We start from the raw sequence: 26,181 nt of genomic DNA, 5'->3' as shown, positions 1-26,181 counted from the left end.
GATGTTTAAAATTTAAGGTTTACGTTAAAACCGATGTTACGTACGGTTGGCAGAGTGAGATCTTCCAGGCCCTGGCCATTGCCTGCGTTAAAGGCTGTCTCCGGATCGATGTTCGGCGCGTTTTTATGAATGATCCAAAGGTTACGGCCAACTACCGAAAATGTAGCGCCCTGAAAACCTATTTTATTCACCCATTTAGCCGGTAAAGAGTATCCCAGCTTTACTTCACGAAGCTTGATATATGAGGCATCATAAACAAATGCTTCGTCAATATTGGTAAAGCCTTTGTAGTATGATTGCGCGGGGATAATGGTGGTATTCGGAGAACCATCGGCCTTAACCCCTTTAAAAATCATCCCATCATTATAAACGGTTACACCCGCCGGAGCTGCGCCGGTTACCTGCACCGCCGGATTTGTTGTTTTATTATCCGGATAGTAATAGCTTAAACCACCATTAGCAGCACCGCGCCCCGGTAAGGTAGAGGCCAGTACGCCGGTATAGGTACCAGTACGGTTGGTGTTTGAGTAGATGGATCCACCGAAACGCGCGTCAACCAGGAAACTCAGGTTAATGCCTTTGTAGGTAAAGCTGTTATTGATGCTTCCTAACCAATTTGGAGTGAATTTGCCAAGGTAACGTTTGGTTGTGTTGAATACAGGTGTACCGTTAGCATCGATAACGATTTGCCCGGAAGCGTTACGCGTATAAGCTGTACCATAAAGTGCGCCATAAGGTTGGCCAAGTGCCGCGGTTACCTGTACAGTTCGGTCAGACCCAATTGGCAGACTTTGCAAACGGCCTTCGGCATCAAGCGAAGCAACCTTACTGCGGTTTAACGAATAGTTAGTAGTGATATCCCAGGTAAACTCCTTTGATTTAATTGGCGTTATCCCCAATTGTATCTCAAGACCTTTATTATTAAGGCGCCCCCCATTGATGATTTTTTGACCAAAACCCGTGGCCGAACTAACCTGAACCGCAAGTATCTGATTGGTACTATTGGTATTGTATGCACTTACATCCAGATGTAACCTGTCCTGAAAAAAGCCTAATTCAAAGCCAGCCTCTGCCGATGTTGTACTTTCTGGTTTCAGTGTGTTATTGGCATCTGTAGCCGGTAAACTTTGCTGTGGATTAGCATTGAAAAGGATTGATGAGGCAAATACATTCCTTAACTGGTAAGGATCGGTAGCCTTACCCACTTTAGACCAGCCACCTCTTAATTTAGCATAGGTAAGCACATCGCTTTTAATGCCCAGCGCTTCGGATAGTATTAAGCTTCCGTTTACTGAGGGATAAAAGTATGACATGTTATCAATTGGCAATGATGAAGACCAATCATTACGTGCCGTTACGTTAACGAAGGCATAATTCCTGAACCCAACCTGTGCCGATCCGAACACACTGTTAGTTTTAAGTTTAGAATAAAAGTTTGTTGAAACCAGTGGATCACGCGAATTACCCATGTTATATAGTCCCGGAATTGCAAGTTTAGGTGCTAACTGATCATTTTGTTCGAGTGTTTTTACCGAGATATTACCACCAACAAATGCATCAAGCGAAAAATCATTGTTTAGTTTTTTGGTATACTGCAACCTGCCTTCCGTATTATTTTCATTTACGCTGTAAGCATCTTCCTCATATGAGCCAAACGGTGTTCCATTAGTGCCATAAGCAACCTTGATTTTACGGCGGTCATTATAATAATCGGTACCGGTACGGAAGTTTGCCGATAGGCCATCGATGATCTTATAATTCAATTCAACGCTTCCGATCAGGTGATTTTTGTGCTGACCAACCGTGTTTTCATAAGCCAGCCAGTATGGGTTGCTATAGTAACTGTTATTCCAGTTAAAAGTGTTTCCATTGGCATCCTTGTAGTTTTTAAGCTTGTTGATATCAACCTGGCGCCCAAACCAGGTAAACTGCAGCATGGTACTGGTTGCGCGTTTTCCATAAGCGCCCGGCAGGTTATCAGCATCATCTTTAATATAATTAACAGTGGTATTTACTGTTAATTTAGGATTGAAACGGTAGCTTGAATTTAAAGCGAATGAGTTACGTCCCTGCGATGTATTTGGGACAATACCGGTTTGATGCAGGTTATTGTAAGATACCCGGAAATCACTCTTTTCGTTACTGCCCGCTAATGCTATACCATTATTAAGCGTCACGCCAGTCCTAAAAAAGTCTTTTACGTTATCGGGATGGGCGATAAATGGCACAGCCTGTCCATTGGAATAAAACTGCGGGATCAATGAGCCATCCAATGCAGGCCCCCAGCTTTCGTCAACACCATCGTTAACGCCACCGCCCTTACCGTCAACATAACTGAATTTACCATTTGAACCCTGGCCGTATTCATTTTGATATTTGGGTAATACCTGCACATTTGAAAAGCTGGTATTAGAGTTAATGGTAACCCCAAGCCCTTTTGCTCCTTTACCTGTTTTGGTACGAATAAGGATAACGCCTGCTGCCGCGCGTGAACCGTATAAGGCTGCAGCATTCGGGCCTTTTAACACGCTTAGCGACTCTATGTCTTCAGAATTGAGATCAGAGAGGGCATTAGCGAAATCCCTTGAACCACCAGATCCTAAAAACTGGGTATTATCAACAATAACCCCGTCAACTACAAACAAAGGCTGATTATCTTTAGTGATAGAAGTTTCACCACGGATAACGATACGTGATGAACCCATATCGCCCTGGCTGTTGGTAACCTGCACACCGGCAATTTTACCGGCCAGCGCGTTTACAAAGTTGGTTTCCTTTGCCTCAGAAATATCTTTCGATTTAAGCCCTTGTACCGCATATCCCAGCGATTTTTTATCCTTTGAGATATTGAGGGCCGTTATCACTACCTCATTCAGAGAATTTGGTGCTTCAACCAAAACCACGTTTAAGGTAGTTATTCCTTGCGTAATCGGGATCTCCTGGGTTGTAAAGCCAATGTAGCTAACCCTAAGCACATCATTAACATTGGCGTTGATGATAAACTTACCATCAACATTGGTTTGTGCGCCCGTGGTTTTACCTTTAACAGATACGCTGACACCCGGCAACGGCAACCCATCGGATTTGGCGGTTACCTCCCCGCTTATTTTAACGGATTGCCCCGCAACCGTCTGGACGAGAATAAAAGGCAATATAATTGCCAGTAATAGCTTGTAAATTTTTAACATGATAATTAATAATTGAGATTAATTTTTGATGCCTTTACCGGTACAAAAGACATGGCTATCGCCTTAGCGGGCATAATTTGCCCGGCTCATAAGCCTATCGTAACTGTAAAGAATTGATTAGGGGATGGTAATTATTAAGCTAAGACAAACTGCAGCAAGCCCGCATTTAAACACCATGCATGCTGTAAATGATTAACAGCAACAATGCATGCTTTGCATATTGAGACAGAAGGATTTGCAGATTGACTGGCTTTCCGAAACGAAAGTTTTCTTGTGTAAAAAAGTAGATTCTGTTTTCATAAAACGGGTATTAAATAAGTACTGATAGATTCTTTTTAATTGATGGACGCTGTTTTGTTGTTTACCAAAGCGTCCACAGCTTTTAACATGGACGCAAATTCCTGTTTATCGTACAAGCGGGTGAGGTAAACAATTTTCCCATCCCGACCGATAACCACATTGCGGGTAACACCGCTCTTTTTGCTGGCAAACCGGCCAAAAATCTCAGCACCAGGATCGAGTGCCAACGGATAGCTTATATTCATGACCTGGTGAAAACTTTTTACTTTGTTGAGCGGTTCATCGCGGTCAACGCCTATTAACACAAGGCCTTTATCTTTATAAGCCTGCCAGATCTCTTTTTCCAAATGCGGCATTTCTTCTCTGTATACGCTGCACCAGCTTGCGGTAAACTGCAGGATAACCACCTTACCATGCAACTTCGTTAAAGAAGTTTTTGTACCATTGGTCAATACGAGCTCAAAATCGGCAGGAGCAAGATCACCGGTTTTTATGATATAACCGCGGTCGTCAGCTGTCGGATCAATTGCCTTGGTGATCTGCGCAACAGCCGGCAATGTTGTTATGAAAAGCAAACAGGTAAAAAGTAATTGTTTAATGTTCATTGCTATACAGGTTAAACCGTAATATCATCCCGGTGATATTTTCAATATTTTAATTAGCAAGAAAAATGAAGAGGGAAAAGAAGTATACAACACCTTGCACTATACAAGGCCATAGCGTATTACATTATCTTTTCTACCCTATTTTGGGCAGACAGGAATTAGCACCTTTATAACAGTGGGCTTACAGGTTGCTAAGACATCACAGGGCCTTTCCCTCAGTCTTTCTTGATAATTAAAATATTCAAAGAACCGATTTGACGATGCAAATATATATAAATTCTACTAAAACCATAGACTTTATATAATTATTGCAATAAAATGAATTAACACTTTAAAATTCTGCAGGCTTATTTACAGAATTTGTTTACTGATTGGAGTAGCTGAAACTTTTTGAAGATAAATTCCATAACAACAAAAAGTCCCTAACGTTCGCTGCCGGGACTTTAACCTAAACTTATTTTGTAGATTATTAAACTACCTTATAATAAGGTAAAACAAGGCAATTAGGTTTTTAATTATTTAGCACTTTTATTCGCCTGTTAACTGGCAGTCCCGTTAAAAAGGGCTGCAAAGCTATTTTCGGCTGTTATTTTTTCGATCAAATTTTCCAGTGACCGGTAGATGTTCATATTCAAAAATGGGCCTGCGCTAATCCTTTTAATGCCCGCATTTTGCAACGCTTTAAAATCCGGAAGGCCAGGCATACACATTACGCTAACCGGGAGGCGCGATAAGGCCGTTATTTTTTCAATATCTGCTATTTGGGTAATGCACGGAAAAAACAAACCATGCACACCTGCACCCTGGTAAAGTTTAGTACGGGTCAAAGCGTCTTCCAGTGCGTTAGATAAACCAAGCAGAAAGGAATCGGTCCTTACATTTATAAATACCTCTACCCCTGTGGCGGTTAACAATGCAGTTATCTGTTTAAGTTTTGTGGCAAAGCCTTCGGCACCAACAATACTTCGCTGGCCATTCACCACTATCGAATCCTCTATATTGATACCCACAACACCAATATTATATAGTTTTGTGATGTTACTGCAGATAGCCTCCGGTGTTTCACCATAACCACCTTCAAGGTCGACTGTTAGCATGGCTGATGTTGTTGCAGCTATGCGTTTAACAACAAAAAGGTAATCCTCAAAACTCATCTCTTCGCCATCTGCAAAGCCTAATGAGCTGGCAACAGCCGCGCTTGATGTGCCGATTGCTTTAAAATTTAATTTATCATAAACCTGGGCGCTTTGTGCATTCCATACATTGCCAACTTGTAAAGGTTCGGTTTGATGATGCAGGGCTAAAAATTCATTGAATCTATTTTTCATGTTCTTGTTTTTATTTTATTCTCAAAATTAGGCTGGGCGCTTTTCTAAAAATTGTATAAAACGGAAGAGATTAGTGAAAGGTGAAACAAAAAATGGCCGGATAAATCCGGTCATTTTTTGTTTCAGATAGAGAAAATCAGGCTACGAGATTAGCCTCAGCTCCGAATGCATGATCGATGACAATTTTCCAGCTGCCGTCGGGTTGTTGTTTCATTAACTCTATCCCTTTTGCGGCAATCTGTGTTTTGCCATTGTCGGTGACGCTCCACTCCGACCGGCCTACCGCTACATCGCCCGATTGCAGACAGTAAACGGTTTTGATTTCCATTACTCCCGGAACCGCACAGATGCTTTTAACGGCCTGTTCAAATTGAGCCTTGCCTGATACTTCTTTTCCCGGCTCGGGAAAAATAATACCGTTGGCATCATACACATTCATAACTACATTTACATCTTTGGTGTTAAAAGCGGCTGCAAGTACCGCGTGCACCTCCTGTGGTGTTTTTGCTGATTTCATTTTGTTGTTTTTTTTATATCAGCAAAACTATGTGGCTCGAATAGCCCAAAATTGTATAAAACGGAAGAGTATTAACTGCCCGCTAACGCCTGGTTTATAGGCGACGCCTGAGCAGCAAATGAGTTAGGTGTAAAACCTGTAAAAAGCTTAAATTCCTTTATAAAATGTGCCTGGTCAAAATAACCGGCGCTGTAGGCTACATTCGTTAGCTTTTCTTCATTAGCGCTAACCAGGTTAAGGCTATGCTGAAAGCGGTTTATTTTGTAAAATAATTTTGGCGGTAAACCTGTATACTGCGAAAAAAGGGTATTAAGGTGCCGTGAGGAAATGTTATAACGGCTGGAAATAGACAGGATATTATCGTTGCTGTAATTCTTTTTAAGACTACTGACAATATCCCCGATAAATTTGATCTTCGAATGCTTTTTTTCGGTTGCCGATAAACGGCTCCGCAAATAATCTTCAATCATGGCCACCTTCGCATTCAGGTCGGCGGTCTCCAATAATTTTAAATAAAGCGTTCTTAATTTAGGTCCGAATACGTGCGTGGCATCAACAATTTCGTTGTTAAATTCTGATACATTTTCATCAAAAAAGTAAGCAGCCGAATGCGGGTAAAAACGGAAGCCGAGCATAATATTGCGCCCTACAGATTGAATGGGCAAAGGTTTAGTGATCTGGCCCCAAAGTTCAACTGGAGGAGTGGTAAAAAATGTATCACCTTTCTTTGATTTCCAATTTCCGGCACCGAGGTTAAAGATTACCTCCATGGTACCGCTCGGGAACACAATATCATCGTAGCTTCTGTCCGAATCAGATTCATACAGATAGAAGCACTTGATGTAAGGCTGCAGCCTTGGCTCCGGAAGCATCTCTTTGAAAACCATGATTACAAATATAGGATACAACGAAGTCGTCAAATTGTAAAAAACGGAACATATTTTTAGTAGCTTAAAGCGGAAGGCGCAAAGCTTAAAGCTAATACGTGTTTAATTTTATATAAAACAAAAGCTGCCATGTGAACCTTCAATACGTTCACATAGCAGCTATACCATTATTTATATAAACCGAGGTTACTTTTTAACCTGTACAGGTTTTATACCTTCATGTGTAGGGGGTATCTGTTTGATCAATCCATTGCCATCAAATTCCATTTTATCAATACATACCTCACGGTTGTATCCTGCGGCATCCCCCATGGTAATCCCTTTGGGATAGTTGAACCTGTGATAAACAATATACCATTCATCTGTACCAGGGATCTGGATCACCGAGTTATGGCCGGTACCGTAAATACCTTTTGCTGCATCTTTGGCAATAACCGTGTTTTGCTGAGGAATCTCTATTGGCCCCAGCGGAGATTTTGCAGTGCCGTAATGCACACTATAATTAGGACTCCGGGTATCATTTTCAGACCACATGAAGTAATAAATTCCATTGCGATAAAACACATAGGTGCCTTCGTTATAATGCGAGTAAGGAGTAAGGATTTTGGTAGTACCCGGTTTTAATGAAATCATATCATCGTTTAACTCGGCCACTGCCATATAGCCATTGCCCCAGTACAAATAGTTTTTACCTGTTTGCGGATCGGCAAAAACATCGGCGTCAATCTGCTGTCCGCCTTTAACACCTTCGGGCAATTGCGCCACCAATGGTTTACCTGAATCTGTAAACGGACCCGCCGGATCATTTGCCGTTGCAACCCCTATCTTTTGTGCAGCAGCGAAATAGTAGAAGTATTTATAATCGTCACCAATCTTTTTTTCGATAATACAGGGTGCCCAGGCATTCTTCTTCGCCCAGCTTACATCCTGCGGCAAATCAAGAATTTTGCCCTCATCTTTCCAGTTAACCATATCATCCGAAGAAAAAGCCTTGAAATACTTGCCCGACCAGCCATCAAAGCCGTCGCTGGTTGGATAGATATAAAACTTGCCTGTTTTTTCGGCGTACAGGATCTCCGGATCGGCATAATATCCTGCTATAGCCGGGTTATGGGTTTCCTGGGCGGTAACTTCAAAAACCTGTGCTTTTTTACCGTTTATCGTTACCGAATATTTAACCGGCCCCTTCGTAAAATCCTGCGGTTTCAACGGGCTGACAGTAACGCCGGGAAACAAGGTAAATCGTGGATTAAATAATTTTAAACTCGTACCCGGCTTTACAGGCAGGCGAACTTTATGGCTCGCCGAATCTAAAACGATATTGATGGTTTTAATTTGCTTGTTTATCGGTGAAAGTATGACATCTTCCGGCGTTTCCCATTTAGCAGTCAGTGCAGCGGCTTCCTTTGAAGTTATTGGCATCACCGTACCGTGGCGCGGATGGAAATTCATGGATACCTCATCGTCAATCAGTTTGAAATTTTCAAGATCGGTCGTCCTGGTAAACTGGTATTTACCTTGGGTATACATATCATACATCAAAATATAACCGCTGCCATCGTTTAATTTAAAAGTACCCGCCCCTTCTACCGGGTCTTTGGTTTGCTGTACGTATTTATCACGCAATACATAGCCAGAAGTTAGCTTATTCGATACGGCTATTTTTATACCTGCACCTGATCCCTCTGTTTTGAAAAACAGGTAGTATTTATTGTTTTTATAAACAATATCCCCGTCTATACAGGCACCGCCATCCGGCTTAAAGAAAAGCTGTTTAGGCTCGGTTGTAAGGCCTGTAAAATCTTTATTGGCATAAGCATAATAGATCTTGTCTGCCTCTTCGCCAAAACGCATCGACCAGTAGATCATATACTGTTTCTTCTGCGGATCATAAATGGTTTGCGGTGCCCATACCCTGTTCACACCCGCAAATTTTTCATAAAGTTTGGTGATATCAATTGTTTTCGAACTCCAGTGTACCAAGTCGGTTGATTTGAGCAATACCATGGAATAATCCGGTCCCCAGCCATATTTTTCGGTGTTCATGTCTGTGGCAACCATATAAAATGTTTTACCGTCGGCAGCACGCATGATATGCGGATCGCGAACACCGCCGGTAGCGCTGATATCGGCCGAATTCAAAACCGGGCGATTGTTATTCAGCGCACGGAAATGATAACCATCGTTACTCAAAGCAAAACGAATTTCTTCGCCACCTTTGCTCCCTGTGAAATAAGTAAACAGGTAGGCGCTGAATTTTTGCTGCGATTGTGCCATGACCGCCGTGTAAAAGCTGACCAAAACGCCCAGTAAAACTATTTTTTTCATGTATAATTGGTTTGTTTTTTTCGAATATTCAGGATAATTATTTGTGCTTTTCTATCTCTCTGCCGCTAATTCTGACAACCGTCAATGAATAGGCAGGTACGGTGAAAGCCCACTTCTTTTGCAATTTTATTACTGATGATTGTGGGACGATGGCTTGCGAATTATCGGCAGAATTCTTCACGTCCGGATTGCCTGTAATAACAGTGACTGTTGCCGATTTGGGTAGCTGACCAATTTTTGACAGATCTGCCTCTCCCGAAACAGGAGCATTACCGGCATTGGCAATTTTCAGGATCAGATCCCCAGTCACAGAGTCGCGCACGGTTGAAACACCTGCCGTGGTGTCAAGAGCCGCTTTTTCGCCTTTCAATTTTATTACATCCGGTAAATACTCATTACCCGAATTGGCAGCAAACTGCTGCTGAACATAATAGTTTACCGTTGGGAAAACCTTGCTACCATTAAAATATATCAAATTGGGGTTCCATGAAGTATGGCCTATCCGGGCAATAAGCGGTGCATATGACGCCATTCTAACCACGTCTCCGTTACGTTCTAAACTGGTCATATAAACCGCTTCTGATAAGGCATTAAACAAGGTATTACCCCAGGAAGCATATTCTCCTATATAAACTTTTGACCTGAGCCTGTTGTATGCATCATAACGCTGGGTATTTTTTAAAAACCATTGCGGCTTTTCATAATAATGCTCATCAACAATACCAACCGAAAGCTGATCGGCCAATTTCCAGCCTTTATCAAAATCTTCGCCCTTCGGACTTGGCCCAACCGTACCGATGATTTTAATTTCGGGATGGGCTTTGTGCACTGCATCATAGATCATCCTAAACCGTTCTTCAAATACGCCGGTGATCTTATCTTCATTACCGATGCCGAGGTACTCCAGGTTAAAAGGTGCCGGGTGCCCTGCTGCAGCACGTTTTGCGCCCCATGTAGATGTAATGGGCCCGTTAGCATATTCTACCAGATCGAGTACATCCTGTACATAAGCTTTCATTTCTTCCATCGGGATACCTTTTTGCCCTGTAGAACCTATTCTCCATGTACCGCCAGAGTTTTGACAGCTCACTCCTGCCGCAAGTACAGGAACAGGCTTTGCACCGATATCCTCACAAAACTGAAAATATTCAAAATAACCTAAACCTGCTGTTTGATGATAGTTCCAGATATTACGTTGCTCTACCCTTTGTTCAACCGGTCCTATGGTATTTTTCCAACGGTAAATGTTGGCGACGCCATCACCATGGGTAAGGCAGCCACCGGGAAAACGCATAAACTTTGGTTTTATATCGGCAATAACCTGCGCCAGGTCTGCCCGTAATCCATTTTTATGATTCTTAAAAGTTTCCTCCGGGAACAATGATACCATATCTATCCCGATCTTTCCTTTCGCTTTAATCAATAATACCAGTTTGGCACTATCATTATCAAAATTCACATGAATTTGTTCCGCATATTTTTTCCAGCCTTTATCAGATGTCGTAAATGAAGAAGAGCCTAATTCTTTACCCTTGCGGTCAACCAGAGCGACCTTTACGGGTAAAGACTGATCTGAAATCACATTTAAAAAAACGGAAAAATCATAGTTTTTACCCGCCTTTACAGGGATCCCATCAAACCCTGAATTTTCGAGCCCCACTCCTTTTTGCCCTTCATCCTGAATATCAAGTAAAATGTAGTGCGGGTTATTGGGATGTACCGGGGCAGCCGTTTCTACAGAAATGGTACCATAACCAAACCCATCTGTTTGGTATTTCCAGGCGGTCATCGAATTCCAGTCGCGGTTATCGGCCGGGTTATATTCAAATGAGCGGTTCTGGATAAGTTCGGCATAAAGGCCTCCATCGGCGGCATAACTTAAATCCTCAAAAAAGATCCCGAAAAGGTCAGGACTGATCTTCTTAGGTTTTGTGACATCGGCTTTTTGTTGCGCCAAAGCGCCAAACCAGCTAAATGCCGGTATTAATAACAACGCGGCACGGCCTATTTTTTTTATCATAACAGGTTATAAGGTTAATTGAACTTTTGTACTCCTTTTGTGCTTACTTTTTTGATATTACCATCCGCGTCAAAATTTAAACTGTCAAGACACAACTGCCTTAATACAAATGATTCCTTTTGCGGAAAAATGCGGTGATATAAAATATAGCGCTGTCCTTTTTCTGAAAATGTGGTATGATGGCCGGGGCCAATTACGGTACTGTCGGCAGAAGTACTTAATATAACCCGGTGCTCATTCTCCTGAAAAGGCCCAAGCGGACTGTTTCCTTTGGCATAACCCACCTGGTAAGTGGCATCAATGGCTTTACCTTCTGAAAACATAAGGTAATAGGTTTGATTGCGTTTAACCATATGTGTACCTTCAAAAAAATGAGGCGTGGTGATGTCTTTAGGCGCTCCATCAAACGAAACCATGTCATCCTTTAGCTTTACAGCCATGCAGTGCCCGTTGATCCATTTATATCCCGATCCCCAATACAAATAAACGCTGCCATCGGTATCAATAAAGCAATCCGGGTCGATATTATGCACCTGCGAATAATCTGTGGATTTTACCATGGGCGTATTATCGGTCTTTAAGTTTTCCCAGGGTCCAAGGGGCGTATTGCTCACGCCTCCCCAAACCTCGCCGCCTACAGCTACATACATGTAAAATTTATTGTCCTTTCCTTTTACTACAGATGGTGCCCAAACCATTTCGTTGAGCGAGGTTGGGCTGGTACAGGCCTGTTTGGTTGGCCAGTTGATATGATGGCGCGTGAATTTTATAAAGTCGGCAGTTTCCAGCACGGCCAGTTCTTTATCGCCCCAGGGATCTATTGTGGTATAAATGAAATAGCGGCCTTTATCTTTCACAATAGTAGGATCGGCGAAGTATCCCCTGGTTATTGGATTTGGGATCATTTGTTTTTGCGCGCGTGAAGCTGTGCCAATCAAAACAAGTGTAAACAAGAAAAGTATGCGCCTGGTCATAATAAAGGTAAAAACAATTCAATATTAAGTGTTATTTTAACAATTAACTAATTTAATACGATTTTATCTTAATTATTTTTCTGATTTCGTCACTCGCAGACTCAAGTTAGCTTACAAATTAATAGTCAAATGGCTATAGCTAATTGAGTAACCAGCGTAAGTTGAACCCCTCTGGGGTTCGGATAAGAGGTTGAAAATTGTCTACTACAACCCTTTTCCCCTTCTGGGGGATTTTTATAAACTGATAAACGATACTAATTGAAATGTACTTAAGGACAGGTGCACCAGAGGGGGATTTTTATAATTTGACAAATGATATTAATTGAGATGTTCTTAAGGACAAGTGCACCAGAGGTGCAAAAGGTTTGTAGCATAAAAAATTATAGAAATATCCTTTGCCCCAGAGGAGCAAAACAACACGCATTGCAGATTAAACAACAATGCATCTTTAAGGGAAAATTTAAACCTACGAGAGCCGTTGAAAGAATTCAAACTACTTTGACCTTGCATGCGGGAGACGCAATTATGTGTCTCTACATTCAAACAGCTTCTTAGTTTATATTTTCAGGAAAATCTTATTTCGGTATAAAAAGTACAACAAAGCAAGCTGTACAAATACAATAGATATAGCGGCCCACACCGGTTGCCAGCTTTGAGCAAGATGACTTATTATTCCCCCGAACAAAAAATTAGCTGTATGCTGAAAATCAACCATCCCTTCAGATGCCAGGTAGATCAGGATAGAGTTTACCCCGATGAGCACAAAAGGGAATGCCCATTTTTTGTATCCGGCAACGTCAATCACGAGGTAAAATACAGACAGGAAAATCAGGCTCCATCCACCTACAAACATTACAAACGAACTTGTCCATAAACGTTTATTGATGGGGAAAGCAAGATTCCAAAGCATCCCTAACCCGATAAATAAAATACCGGCTGCTAATAAACAAACACCCTTTTTCCACATTGGCCATTTTGCAGATTCCAGCTTCAGGAACTGGCCTGTAAAAATCCCCAGCATGGCGGTACCAATAGCGGGAATGGTAGATAAGATACCTTCAGGGTCATGCACCTTATCATGCAGGCGACCGGGAAGTAATAAACGGTCGATGTAAGATTCCAGGCTGCCGTTCATGGTTAAAACCCCTGCCCCGTAACCAGGTACGGGGATCAGTTCCATGGCAGCCCAATAGCCCAACAGTAAAATGCCAAACCATAAAATTTGCCCCCGGGTACCAAAATTCAGATAAATTACACCCGCAAAAAACCAGGCCAGGCCGATACGTCCAAGCACACTCGCAAAGCGTGTATTCTCTAAACCGTTAAACTTAAACAAGCCGTTAACAACCACCCCTAAAAACAACAGGATAATGGTACGCCTGATCATGGAGCGATAAATTTCGCCTTTGGCTGAGGACGGCAACAGATATGGGTGAGCTACCCCATGTTTAGCAACTTTGTTGCCCATTGAATAAGGCATGGAAACCCCGGCAATAAACAAAAACAATGGAAAGATCATATCATAAAAGGTGATCCCATTCCATTCGGTATGATGTAGCTGTCCCGACATCCATACCAACAGCGGCCAGCCGGTAGCTTTAGCAAGCGCATGCACTACCCCTTCCCCACTCATGATCCAAAACATATCAAACCCACGAAGGGCGTCTAACGATAATAACCTTGCGGGCTTTGCCACGGTAGTTGCAGATTTAGCTGTCGATGTATCCATTACTTAAGATCGTTACCCATGTTTGTTCTGTATTTTTCATAAAGCTGCTTTGCAACAATGGTGCTACTGCCGGCAGGAGCAACGGGATAAGTTTTGGATGAATTAACCCATTGCCATTCCCAGTTGCTTATCGATTTATCAAATTGTTTAAAATCGGGTTCTTTACCTGTTTTAAATGATCCCTTCAATAAATCAAAGAATTTTTGCCAGCGTACTTTATAAAAGTCATTGAGCAAACCGCTCCACTGCCTGCACGAGTATTCATGCAATGGACTATCAGCATCGCCCCAAAGAGTCACCAGGTTACGGGCATTTTTTTCATAAAGCGCTTTTTCGTTCGGATTTGTTCCCCAGTTCCGGGCATCGGCTATCCAGGGGCCCAGCATAAAATCTTTACGAGTGGCAAGCAACCTGTCCATATCGGTTATCAGGTTAAGGTATTCGGCCGTATACTTGTCAAAAGCCTTTTCATCCTTATCCTTGTAGGCTTTGATCCATTTTAGCTGCAGCGGCCTGCCGTAATTAGCTAATATCTGCCGGGTTACATCTACCAGATCGTAGTTAAAACCACTGCTTTGTTTACATGCTGGGATGGCGGCGATTATTTTATCCCAGGCGGGCAGCAGATCTTTCCGGTTGTAGTTTAAACGGGTACGTGTCCATATAGCAGCCGAATCAAGCGTTGGCCGGCCGGTAATGATCGATTCGGCACCGTCACGAATATCCTTGCCGTTAAAAACGGTAGTTCTAAGTGTTTGCCAGGCATCAAGCGCATCCTGGCTTTTTACGCCATAGCGGTTAAATAAATACTCCGGCAGCCATTGATCAAGATCAATGGATTTGTTTTGCCAGGTATGTTGCGTCATTAACTCATAAAGTACAGGGGTTTGTTCAATAGCTTCCATGGTTAAGCCAATCCCCACCATTTTCCCCGATTTAGGATCATTAAGGGCCTGCGCCGGCTGCGTAGCTACTGCCTCTATCCTGCCAAACAAACTATTGTTCCCGCCGTAGTTATGCAGCATGTTCCAGATCCAGGGTTTGCCGTAAAATGCTTCAGTCCGTTTCCATATCGGTTCATAATCGGTATTGAGGTCAAGTACGATCATATGATCATCAGGTACAGCATTCAGTAGCGCTTTGATCTGTTCGTTTTGCCAGAATTTGCGGTCGCTAAAAAATAACCAGCCCTGCATTACCCAAACAGCTTTCGGATCAGCCCCTTTCATACCGTCATAAACTCTCGCGCTTAGTTCCGAAAGAAATTTAGGATCGTTTGATGGCGGCTCATTCTCGTTAAAAGTATCGGCAGAGTACAAATGATCGGTACCATAAACCCTGGTTTGTTCCTGTATAAATTTCTTTCCGATCTCCGCAAATAGCGGGTCTTCCGAATCCAGGATATATGTATCGGCAAAGCCGTTGTTCCAGTTGGTTTGCTTTAGCTTAGCGTTGGGGAAATGTTTTTTAAACGATGCCGGCACGTGCCCTGTAAATGCGGGCAGTACCGGTTTTATACCCAGTTCGCGTTCGCGGTGCAATATTTTGAGCTGCAAATCCCTGTGGCCGGTTATCCAGCTTGAGGGCAGCGGGCCGTCCCATTTATCGATATTGCCCATATAAAACCAGCCAAAATATGCTGGTCCGGTAAAAAAGTCCTGCATATCTTTATTGCTAAAGCCCATCCCTTTATAAACTTTATCCCATACATACTCCTGCCCGGTTATCGCCAGCGGCATATTGATTCCGTGCAGGGCCATCCAGTCAATTTCTTTTTCCCACCGTTTCCAGTCCCACCAGCTCATACTGTAACTATAGGTGCAATAGTTAAGATAGTACCGATACTGGTATGGTGTAGTTTTATGAACCTTTTGAGCTGGTATGGGCAACTTTACAGGAAGGTTCAGATTTGTACCGTTCCATGTAATTTGGCAATGTGCGTATTCGGTAAGGTAATAATATAAGGCCGATGCTACCGCGATACCATTATTGCCCCTCAGTACAATTTTACCTTTGGCACCTTCTACTTCAAAAACATCTTTGGCCTCATTTTCAGGAAGCGATTGAACAATAAAATTTTGTGCATAACCGGGTACCACACGTTTAATTAAAGCATAAGAAGCCGGTACATGAAGTTGTGCCCTACCGCTGACCGTTTCACCGCATATGCCACACAATAGCATACAAATGAAAACCTTTGTTTTATATATCATTTACTTTAGATGTTTTTATGATTGTTGAGTTTTAAGCATGTCCACCGATAAATTTTGACATCATCATTGGACACTCACACGATGTACAGAATCTCAGGGCAATAAAAACAAAAAAAGCCATATTTTATCGAAAATAAATCAAAAAGGGAAAACAGCTTTAAAACTGATATTTCGCCCGATATTGTAAATGCCGAGATTGCCATTTGGCGACGACCGGTAATACTCAAAATACTTTAAACGGTTAAGATTAGATTGATAGGCTTTATCAAACAAATTATCCACCTGTAAAAAAAATTCGCAAACAGGTTTGTCCGATTTATTTTTGATAGTAACGCCTGCTCCAATATTAAACAAGGCGTAGCCGGGTGTAGCCGTCTCCGTATTATCCAAAGCATAAAATCGGTTCTGCGTGGTGTAAGCATCCATTTCAGCCTTAAAGTAAATCTTCGAAAAAGCACCATACGCTTTCTGCAAACTGGCCTTAAACTCCGACCGGATATGCAGTGGCGGGATAAATGGCAGATATTTAGCTGCGCCGTTAGATTCATCAATAAGCTGTTTATTGCCGTTGATTCCCGTTACATAAGCCAGGCTGTTGTTAAAAGCCAGCCATTTAACATTTTGGGGATGCACATTTAGCGTAAACTCGGCCCCATACAAGCGGGCACTGCTTTGCTGGTATTGATAAGTGCTGTTACCCGGTACAATCACCACAGGATTGCCATTGGCATCAGTAAGTTTAGCCTGGTAAATGTAATTGTTGATATGATTATTGAATAACTCGGCGATCAAGTCAACATCTTTCAGGTAGGCGATGAAGCCCAGATCTTCCTGTAAACTAAATTCAGGGTTGAAGCTGCGGTTGCCTAAATACACGATATGTGCACCCGGGTCGAGCCCGTTTGAACCTATCTCGGTGATATTAGGGGCACGGTATCCGCGCGCGATGTTGGCTTTAAACAATAAGCGTTCGCTGATATTATAGGTTATTCCCAAACTACCCGAAACACCCTGGTAAACATGTCTAAAAGCCGGAAACTGTAAATGGGCGCTTGCGGTATCCGGTAATTTCACATGCTGCTCAAACCCGTTTTTGGAGTTTGGCCCCACATAAAAATCGTTCCAGCGGATGTGCCTGTTATCATACCTGATGCCACCCGAGATATCAACTTTCCCAATAGTCTTTTTGGCGAACAGAAAAGCCCCGGCATCAAACAGGTTATAATCCGGGATCGGAAAATCTGTCGCAGCCTTGCTGCGGTTGGCCTGGTACATACCATTTAAGCCGAGGCTACTTTCTATACCTGCAATAGCCGGCAGGTTATATTTAAAATCGTAATTAAGAGTATTGAGCATCACATACAAACCCGGCTGATCAGGCAATGTAGGGTGGTTATATTCCCTGCGGATGCTTTTTTGTAAACCAAGCGAAGCGTTGATGCTACTACCTTCGCCCAATTTAAATTCATTATGCGAATAAATCCGGTAATGCTGAATACGCTGGTGCAGCGGAGTTATACTGTATGATCTTAACTCGCCATCACTTACAATTGGCCTGTTCCTAATATTGTCGGTACTACTTTCGGCTACTTGCTTAGTAAACTGCCTTGTAAGCGAGTCCCTGCTGCCATCGGGAATCTCCTGTCGGTTGTCGTAAACAGTTGCAGCAATTTGCGAGTACCCCCAATTTTTATCAACCCTGGCCATACCCGATAAATTGAACTCCCGGAAACCTGTGTTATACACATAACCATCAACACTATTATGATAATCATGCGCTGCTTTCGCAGTTGCCCGGAAGGCGTACCGCCAGTCGTTCTTCTTATAAGATAAACCCAATGAGGTACCGATCATTCCATTGTTGGTATGGTAATCGGCAGTATAGTCACCTTTCAAAACATTGTTTTCGCCAGCCGGCAGATAAGGGATCATGTTGATCACTCCCGCCAGTGCATCCGAGCCGTAGGTTAAACTTGCCGGTCCTTTCACTACTTCTGCGCGACCAATACCGTACTGGTCTATCTCAATACCGTGTTCATCGCCCCATTGCTGTCCTTCCTGTCGCACACCATCATACAAAGTTAAAACTCGATTGTAGCCCAATCCCCTGATAAATGGCTTGGAGATATTAGGTCCGGTAGTAACCGCATTAACCCCCGGCACCCCTTTAACTATAGCATCAATAATGTTGTTATTTACATTCTGATCCATCTCTTTCCGGGTCATTACCGCGATAGGTATGGGATTACTTCTTAATTCTGTTTTCCTGGATACTCCAGTCACAGTTACTTCATTCAATTTAGAACTGCTTTCCTGGAGATTACCATTCAATACGGTAGCTTCCTCCGGTTTTACGCTTACATTGTAACGCCCGGTTACATACCCGACATTAGAAAACACAACCGTGTATGTACCTGCCGGAACGTTTTTCAAATGGTAATAACCCTTATCATTTGTTGTACCCCCAATAGAAGTTCCGAAAAGGGCAACGGTAGCAAAAGAAAGCGGTTCACTACCCGCGGTAAGCTTTCCCCTGAGGGAACCATGCTGGGCAAAAACCACTACCGGCATTAACAAAAGAGACAGTAAAAACAACACCTTCATTCGCTTTGGCATATTGTAAACAATATATAAAACAAATAAAAAAAATTAGTCTTACCTAATTTTTATATCAAAGCGCATAAAATAACTTCATTTATCAGCCCGATAATAACCAAACTGTAAACAGAAGCTCTTTGCTAACTAAATAACCTGTTTATGTTGGGTTATGGCTGACTGTTGCGAAGAAAAGGCCAGCATAAAATCTTCGGCCCGCTTAACCATATTTTCTGAACCGATAAAAATAGCCGAGCGCTGGTGAAGTTCATTAACATCCAAATCAAGGATCCGCTCATAACCTGTAGACGCTAAACCACCCGCCTGCTCAATAATAAAGGCCATCGGATTGCATTCATAAACCAGTCTTAGTTTGCCATTTGGATATTGCGCGGTAGTTGGATATAAAAAGATTCCGCCTTTAATCACGTTGCGATGGATATCCGCAATCATTGAACCTGTGTACCTTGAAGTGTACGGACGGTTGGTAGCGATATCTTCAACCTGGCAATATTTAATATATTTTTTTACGCCTAAAGGGAAATGGGTATAATACCCCTCATTAATAGAATAAATATAGCCATCCTTAGGCATTTTAATATCAGCGTGCGACAGGCAAAACTCGCCTATTGATGGATCAAGTGTAAAGCCGTTGACTCCTTTGCCAGTTGTATAAACCAGCATTGTTGATGAGCCGTAAATTACATAACCGGCCGCTACCTGCTCAGTACCTTTTTGCAATACATCTTCCAGTTTAGCTGCACCTTCGGTTGATTTACGGCGATAGATAGAAAATATGGTGCCCACACTTACATTCACATCAATATTTGATGAGCCATCAAGCGGGTCAATCGCCACAATATATTTGGCATGTTTTGAGATCTCCGATTCTATCAGGATATGTTCATCATTCTCTTCAGAAGCCACAACGCAGCATTCACCACCACTGCGCAATGCCGAAATGAATTGTTCATTGGCATAAACATCCATCTTTTTCTGACGTTCACCATGGGAGTTCACAGAATCGGTTTCGCCTATGATATCGATAAGTCCTGCTTTACTAATCTCGCGGTTAACAATTTTAGCGGCAATGCCTATATCCCGCAAAAGCCTTGACAGTTCGCCTTTGGCAAAAGGGAAATCTGCTTGTTTCTCTATAATAAATTGTCCTAACGTTTTTACTACTTTCATGGAGATATGTATTTAATTGGTTAACAGAAATATTAAAAAATACCGGAGTTTAGCCGGATGATTTATAATTAGGAGATGGCGGTTTGACCACCGATGAATATAAGCATTAAAAGATAAACGACCTTTATAAACTGGGCCCTTTATCCTTATATTCAACTTTTTGCTAAGTTACCGGCCTTTAGTTGCCGAACTGTCATGCCCCGTCTCCTTATATTTTAGCGATTATTTACTACTCCAACTACCTGTTAAAGCAAATTACAGGCAGATCATATCATAATAACTTACCGGCAGATATCCCTTTTGATAATATCGTATAATAATTGGATAACGGTTGGATAAAAATGGGAGGCGGCATTATCCATCTTTGTTTTATATCAAAACCAATTAACCAGGGCCAGCTATTATTAATATATAAGTATATGCCGCAAACTGTACATCCTTATCGCGACATCACTATCCGGTTTCCGGGCCAGGTAATTGTTGGCAAAAACTCGCTTTTTAAATTAACCGGTGATGTTATCAGCGGCGGGTATAAATCAGCTTTAATTATTACCATCAGTCCGCTATTAAATAAACTTAAACCACTTTTGGCTCAATTTAAAGAAGCAGGGATTAACGCTCGTGTTGATACCTCCATAGTACGGGAGCCTTCGTTCAAGGATTTTGGAGATTTGCTTGCATCTGTAAAACATACTGAAGCCGATGTGATCATAGGCATTGGCGGCGGCAGTGTGCTTGATGTGGCTAAGCTCATAGCTGCGCAGATTGACAATAATCAAACATTGGCAGATATAACAGGAATCGGTTTGCTTAAAAATCGCAATAAAAAACTCATTTGTGTACCTACAACAGCGGGTACAGGCAGCGAAGCATCACCCAACGCTATATTGATAGATGATGCGGATAACCAGAAGAAAGGCATTATAAGCCCTCACCTGGTTCCGGATGTGGTGATCATTGATCCGGCATTGATGATAAGTCTCCCAACAGAGGTTACTGCGGCCACAGGTCTTGATGCATTAACCCATTGCCTTGAAGCTTATACCAATCTATACGCACATCCTTTTATTGATATGTATGCGCTTGAAGGGATCAGGCTTATAGCTGATAACCTGGTTAAAGCAGTAAATGACGGCACTGATGAAGATGCCCGTACACAATTGGCTATTGGCAGTTTAATGGGTGGCTTTTGTTTAGGGCCGGTTAACACTGCAGGCGTACATGCGCTCTCCTATCCGTTAGGCAGCATGTACCATATTGCCCATGGTTTATCAAACGCGTTGTTACTGCCGTTTGTAATGGAATACAACATTCCGGCAGCACCTGAGCGATATGCTGCCGTTGCCCGTGCATTGGGTTGTAACAGCAGCATCAACGATTTTGAAACGGCTCATGCCGGTGTTGAAAAGATCAGGCAGCTGATTAAGGACTGCGGAATCCCCGCAAGCTTGAAAGAAATAGACATAGATAAAAACACCATACCCCAAATGGCCGCCGATGCCATGAAAATTACGCGCTTGCTTAAAAACAATCCGCGCCCAATAAATATAGATGACGCTGTTAGCATTTACGAGGCTGCTTATTAAAACATACTAATGAAACTAAAAAAGAAATATAATGGCCTGGTAGTGCCATCAATTACGCCACTTACCAATAACTACAAACTTGACCACGAAGCGGTTGAAAAAATATTCGACAATATTTTCAACTACGGCGGTGTGCCTTTCATATTGGGTACTACAGGTGAATCAGCTTCGCTATCATACGAGCTTAAGCTTGATTTCATTAAACTTGCTGCCTCAATAAGGCAGCCCGGCCGACTGCTGTATGCCGGTATCTCATCAAACTGCCTGGGTGATTCAATTGACTTGGCCAAACGTTGCGCCGATGAAGGCATTGACGTTGCGGTAGCCCATTTACCAGCCTATTTTACCTTAACCGAATACGAAATCAAAACGTACTTTGAAACGCTGGCAAACGAAGTACCTATCCCGCTGATAGTTTACAACATCCCCGCTACAACCAATGTATCGATAAACCTGAACCTTCTTGATGAACTAAGCCACCACGAAAATATTGTTGGCACCAAAGATTCGGAACGAAATCACGAGCGTTTAAAGGATTCGCTGAAGTTATGGGCGCACAGACAAGATTTCAGCCACTTTTTAGGTTGGGGTGCGCAATCTGCCCACGCGCTTTTTACCGGCAGCGACGGCCTGGTGCCAAGTACAGGAAACCTGTTCCCGGATATTTATTACAAAATGATAGTTGCTGCCGACAATAACGACGAAGCCGCCGCGCTGCAACTACAAAGGCATTCCAACCTTATCGGTGATATTTACCAGGGCAAACGCCTGCTGGGCGAGTCGTTGGCAGCATTAAAATCACTAATGCAAAGCGCAGGATTGTGCCGTACTTACATGATGCCGCCTTTATTGCAAGTTACTGAAGCCGAAGCTGAAGACCTGCAAAGAAAACTACAGCGTATGCTTAATGTTGAAAATCTTAGCTTACCGATTTACCAATGACAGCCGAAAAACCGATCATAGCCATAACCATGGGCGATCCGGCCAGTATTGGCCCTGAAATAGCCGTTAAAGCATTATTGACAGAAAGGCTGTATGAGATCTGTCGTCCCGTAATCATTGGTGATACCGGTGTTTTTTTTGACATCGTAAAGCGGTTGGGCTTCGATGCGCGCATCAATTCGATAAAAGATATCCGCAACGCAAACTTTGAGTTTGGCAAGCCTGATGTATTTGATCTGCAAAATGTGGATATGGAACAGTTGCGGTTTGGTGAGATATCGGCAATGGCAGGCAATGCCTCATTTGAAGCAGTAAAAAAAGCGATTGAACTGGCTCTTGACGGAGAGGTTGACGCAACGGTAACCGGGCCTATCAACAAAAAATCAATTAACGAAGCCGGGCATCATTTTGCCGGACATACCGAAATTTATGCCCATTATACCGGTACAAAAAAATATGCCATGCTACTAGTTGAGCATAACATGAAGGTGATCCATGTATCCACCCACGTATCACTAAGGCAGGCCTGTGATCTGGTTAAGAAAGACCGCATTATTGAAGTAATCGAACTTTTACAGGATGGCCTTATTTCCCTTGGAGAAAAAAACCTGAAGATAGGTGTAGCCGGACTTAACCCCCATGCAGGTGACTCAGGTTTGTTTGGTACCGAAGATGATTTTGAGATCCTCCCTGCTGTTCAGGAAGCAATAAAATTAGGTTACGATGCAGAAGGTCCTGTACCTGCCGATACTTTATTTTCCAAAGCATCAACCGGGTATTATGGTGGTGTGGTAGCTATGTACCACGACCAGGGCCACATCCCCTTTAAGCTTACCGGTTTTAAATGGAACGCCGAAAAGCAGCAAATGGACAGCGTGAAAGGCGTTAACATCACTATGGGACTGCCTATTATCCGCACCTCGGTTGATCATGGGACAGCCTTTGAAATTGCAGGCAAAGGCGTGGCCAGCAGCGATGCTATGATACTGGCAATTGAATCGGCGGTACAGTTGAGCAAAAACCGGATAAAAGTATAAGTATATGATCGCTGTAATTGCAGATGATTTAACAGGAGCCGCCGAGCTGGCGGGCATAGGTCTTAACCACGGGTTAAGAACCGAGGTGAGCACTACTGTTGATGAATACTGCGATGCCGACCTGCTTGTTATCGCTACCGATACCCGTTCACTGGCTGTAAATGAAGCGAAGAATATTGTTCATGATCTTACCATCCGATTACAGCGGTTAAAACCCCGGTTTCTTTTCAAGAAGATAGATTCCGTTTTACGGGGGAACATTATTGAGGAACTGCAAAGCCAGTTGACGGCATCAGGTTTAAAAAGAGCTCTGATTGTGCCCGGCAATCCTCACCATTCAAAAAAAGTCATAGGCGATACATTTCACTACAATGGCCAACCTATTCACCTGAGTGATTTCGCCAACGACCCAACCTTCCCCGCCTTAAGCTCAAATATTGTTGAATTATTGAGAGCTGATCAAAGTATCTCATTAATAAAAAAAGAAGACAAATTTCCATCTACGGGAATTATTATAGGAGCAGCTGAAAATGAAAATGACCTTAAATACTGGATCAGCCAAACAGATAACAATACGCTTTTGGCGGGTTCAGCAAATTTGTTTACCACGCTACTTGAATACTTAACATCACCGCAAAAGATCGAAACCCCTGACCCGGAAACCACAGGCAGGCGGCTGTTTGTATTTGGCAGCACCTTTTACCAGGGTAAGCTGAATCTTCTTGATGGTAAACACAATAATATCCCGGTACACTATGTACCTGCGGCCACCATTTGTGCCGAAACCAGCGGCGATAATGTGCATGGCCTTTTTGCCAGTCATGTAGCATCGAGCGTTGTAGCAGGCAACAATGCCATCATCGCCATAAATCCCGATTTTATAAAGGATATAAAGGTAGACCCGATATTGCTGAGCCACAAAATGGCCGCTATTGTAAAACAGGTTATTGACCACACGGATCTTCACGAATTGCTGATTGAGGGCGGCGCAACGGCCTGGGCCATACTTGAACGTTTAAACATCAAAAAATTATATCCCTCAAAACTAATAGCTCCGGGAGTTATTCATATGCGCATAGCGGGCAATAACCAATTATGTTTAACTTTAAAACCCGGCAGCTACCCCTGGCCTGCCCCCGTTTGGGCAACCAATAATTATACCTGCATATGAAACATGAAACCCTGCACCTGGCAGATTATATCATCATAGCCCTGGCACTGGCCATTTCATTAACCATCGGTCTTAAGTTTTCAAAAGGACAAAATTCAACCAAAAAATATTTCGTATCACGCGGTTCCATCCCGGCATGGGCAATAGGCATGTCGTTAATGGCAACACTCATCAGCAGTGTAACCTTTTTAGCCTACCCGGGTGAGGGCTTTGCCTCTAACTGGATCCTGCTTGTTCAGGGTTTAATGGTACCTATTGTATTGCTGTTGATGGTATGGTTTATCGTCCCCCTTTACCGCGAGGTTATAGGCGTAAGCACCTACGAGTACTTTGAAAAACGCTTTGGTTTGTTTGCGCGTTTTTACAGCTCTATCAGTTTTGTATTAACCCATTTTTCAAAAATGGGTACTGTGTTTTTTCTGCTGGCACTGGCACTATCCAACATGACCAACACCAACACATTCGCCATTATCTGGGTGATAGGCTTTGTGATCATCGTTATCACGCTTATTGGCGGCATTGAGGCCGTGATCTGGGCCGATGTTGTACAGGGCTTTTTATTGATAGGCGGCGGCATTGCATCATTCATCATTCTCATCTATTCGATAAAAGGTGGCTTTCACGAGCTTTGGCATATCGCCAGCGTAAACCATAAAAACAACTTCGGCCCCTACTCCTGGAATTTCAAGAAACTCACATTTATCGTGATGGCTATAAATGGGGTATTTTACGCCATCCAGAAATACGGTACTGATCAAACCATGGTGCAACGTTACCTTACGGCTAAAACCGATAAGGCGGCTATCAGGGCATCGATATTAGGTGTAGCACTCACCGTACCGCTATGGGCATTATTCATGTTTATCGGCACCGCGTTATTTGCCTATTATCAGCAAAACCCATTACCGGCGGGTATTAAGGCAGATGCTGTTTTCCCCTATTTCATTATGAGCAAACTGCCTACCGGTGTTGTAGGATTGATATTGGCGGCGTTAATTTCAGCGGCTATCTCCAGCCTCGGCGCTGATCTGAATTGCCTTTCGGCCATTGGCGTAGAAGACTACTACAAAAAATTCAGGCCCAATAAATCGGATAAAGAATACCTAAAAGCAGGACGATGGATAGTAGTACTGGCCGGATTTGGCGCGATGGGCATAGCTACCCTTTACCTGCTTGCGGGCGACGAAGGTGCATTAGGCATTGTATTTACTTTGTACGCTATATTTTCGGGCGGTATTGCGGGGATCTTTTTATTGGGGCTGTTCAGCAGCCGGGCCAATCGCCAGGGGGTGAACATCGGCATTATTGCCTGCATCCTGTTTACGGGCTATGCTTTTTTAACATCAACTAAAATTGGTTTGGGTACGGACAAACACATCTTGCTTGATTTAGGCAGGTACAATTTCAATCAGCATAAATACATGCTCGGGGTGTATAGTCACCTGGTGGTAATCATATTAGGCTATGTGGCCAGCTTGTTTTTCCCTAAACCTGAGTTGAATAAAAACCTCCTTTTCAGCGGATGGCTTGAGGCCAAGCGCGCCGGAAAGCTCACTAAATAATTTACAGC

At 42.9% G+C, this 26,181-nt stretch carries 17 protein-coding genes and 1 riboswitch; of the genes, 5 read left to right on the top strand and 12 right to left on the bottom strand.

Annotation, left to right across the window (positions count from 1 at the left end; genetic code table 11):
- Nucleotides 1-5: 5 nt before the first annotated feature.
- The 12 genes from FHW88_RS02920 to fbp form a co-directional block, all read right to left on the bottom strand.
- Nucleotides 6-3,188, bottom strand: a complete 3,183-nt coding sequence (locus FHW88_RS02920; protein WP_176623035.1) for a SusC/RagA family TonB-linked outer membrane protein — start codon at nt 3,186-3,188, stop codon at nt 6-8.
- A 335-nt stretch (nt 3,189-3,523) separates the two neighbouring features.
- Nucleotides 3,524-4,093, bottom strand: a complete 570-nt coding sequence (locus FHW88_RS02915; RefSeq protein WP_176623033.1) for a TlpA disulfide reductase family protein — start codon at nt 4,091-4,093, stop codon at nt 3,524-3,526.
- A gap of 121 nt (nt 4,094-4,214) precedes the next feature.
- A riboswitch (SAM riboswitch) is annotated at nt 4,215-4,328 on the bottom strand.
- Nucleotides 4,329-4,632: 304 nt separating this feature from the next.
- Nucleotides 4,633-5,421, bottom strand: a complete 789-nt coding sequence (locus FHW88_RS02910) for an isocitrate lyase/phosphoenolpyruvate mutase family protein (RefSeq protein WP_176623031.1) — start codon at nt 5,419-5,421, stop codon at nt 4,633-4,635.
- Between the two features lie 136 nt (nt 5,422-5,557).
- Nucleotides 5,558-5,938 carry a YybH family protein gene (locus FHW88_RS02905; RefSeq protein WP_176623029.1) on the bottom strand — a complete coding sequence of 127 codons (381 nt, stop codon included), beginning with the start codon at nt 5,936-5,938 and terminating at the stop codon, nt 5,558-5,560.
- Between the two features lie 71 nt (nt 5,939-6,009).
- Entirely contained in the window at nt 6,010-6,825 is an 816-nt protein-coding gene (locus FHW88_RS02900) for a helix-turn-helix domain-containing protein (protein WP_176623027.1), read from the bottom strand.
- Nucleotides 6,826-7,011: 186 nt separating this feature from the next.
- A complete protein-coding gene (locus FHW88_RS02895) occupies nt 7,012-9,153 on the bottom strand; it encodes a family 43 glycosylhydrolase (RefSeq protein WP_176623025.1) in 2,142 nt (713 codons plus the stop codon).
- A gap of 37 nt (nt 9,154-9,190) precedes the next feature.
- Nucleotides 9,191-11,173, bottom strand: a complete 1,983-nt coding sequence (locus FHW88_RS02890) for an alpha-L-arabinofuranosidase C-terminal domain-containing protein (RefSeq protein WP_176623023.1) — start codon at nt 11,171-11,173, stop codon at nt 9,191-9,193.
- Between the two features lie 14 nt (nt 11,174-11,187).
- On the bottom strand, nt 11,188-12,147 hold the full coding sequence (locus tag FHW88_RS02885; protein ID WP_176623021.1) for a family 43 glycosylhydrolase: 960 nt from the start codon (nt 12,145-12,147) through the stop codon (nt 11,188-11,190).
- 556 nt (nt 12,148-12,703) lie between these two features.
- Entirely contained in the window at nt 12,704-13,876 is a 1,173-nt protein-coding gene (locus FHW88_RS02880) for an acyltransferase family protein (RefSeq protein WP_176623019.1), read from the bottom strand.
- On the bottom strand, nt 13,876-16,089 hold the full coding sequence (locus tag FHW88_RS02875) for an alpha-N-acetylglucosaminidase (RefSeq protein ID WP_255485203.1): 2,214 nt from the start codon (nt 16,087-16,089) through the stop codon (nt 13,876-13,878). Before FHW88_RS02875 ends, FHW88_RS02880 begins: the two co-directional genes overlap by 1 nt.
- Nucleotides 16,090-16,227: 138 nt before the next feature.
- The gene (locus tag FHW88_RS02870) at nt 16,228-18,705 is read right to left on the bottom strand and encodes a TonB-dependent receptor (protein WP_255485202.1); all 2,478 of its coding nucleotides are present in this window, start codon (nt 18,703-18,705) and stop codon (nt 16,228-16,230) included.
- Between the two features lie 126 nt (nt 18,706-18,831).
- Nucleotides 18,832-19,875 (bottom strand): class 1 fructose-bisphosphatase, encoded by a 1,044-nt coding sequence (fbp, locus tag FHW88_RS02865; protein WP_176623017.1) that lies wholly within the window; start codon nt 19,873-19,875, stop codon nt 18,832-18,834.
- Nucleotides 19,876-20,294: 419 nt separating this feature from the next.
- Between fbp and FHW88_RS02860 the strand changes: the two genes are divergently transcribed.
- The 5 genes from FHW88_RS02860 to FHW88_RS02840 are packed head-to-tail and all read left to right on the top strand — an operon-like array spanning nt 20,295 to nt 26,173.
- On the top strand, nt 20,295-21,461 hold the full coding sequence (locus FHW88_RS02860; RefSeq protein WP_176623015.1) for an iron-containing alcohol dehydrogenase: 1,167 nt from the start codon (nt 20,295-20,297) through the stop codon (nt 21,459-21,461).
- Between the two features lie 9 nt (nt 21,462-21,470).
- Nucleotides 21,471-22,403: a dihydrodipicolinate synthase family protein gene (locus FHW88_RS02855; protein WP_176623013.1), complete on the top strand. Its 933-nt coding sequence runs from the start codon at nt 21,471-21,473 to the stop codon at nt 22,401-22,403.
- Nucleotides 22,400-23,440 carry a 4-hydroxythreonine-4-phosphate dehydrogenase PdxA gene (gene pdxA, locus FHW88_RS02850; RefSeq protein WP_218117120.1) on the top strand — a complete coding sequence of 347 codons (1,041 nt, stop codon included), beginning with the start codon at nt 22,400-22,402 and terminating at the stop codon, nt 23,438-23,440. The genes FHW88_RS02855 and pdxA overlap by 4 nt, the downstream gene beginning before the upstream one ends.
- A gap of 4 nt (nt 23,441-23,444) precedes the next feature.
- A complete protein-coding gene (locus FHW88_RS02845; RefSeq protein ID WP_176623011.1) occupies nt 23,445-24,611 on the top strand; it encodes a four-carbon acid sugar kinase family protein in 1,167 nt (388 codons plus the stop codon).
- Nucleotides 24,608-26,173 (top strand): sodium:solute symporter, encoded by a 1,566-nt coding sequence (locus tag FHW88_RS02840; RefSeq protein WP_176623009.1) that lies wholly within the window; start codon nt 24,608-24,610, stop codon nt 26,171-26,173. Before FHW88_RS02845 ends, FHW88_RS02840 begins: the two co-directional genes overlap by 4 nt.
- Nucleotides 26,174-26,181 lie beyond the last annotated feature (8 nt).

It is taken from the genome of Mucilaginibacter sp. SG538B (assembly GCF_013376065.1).
GTDB lineage: Bacteria > Bacteroidota > Bacteroidia > Sphingobacteriales > Sphingobacteriaceae > Mucilaginibacter > Mucilaginibacter rubeus.
The sequence above is the reverse complement of the archived record's forward strand: the minus strand, read 5'-3'. Positions and strand labels throughout refer to the sequence as shown.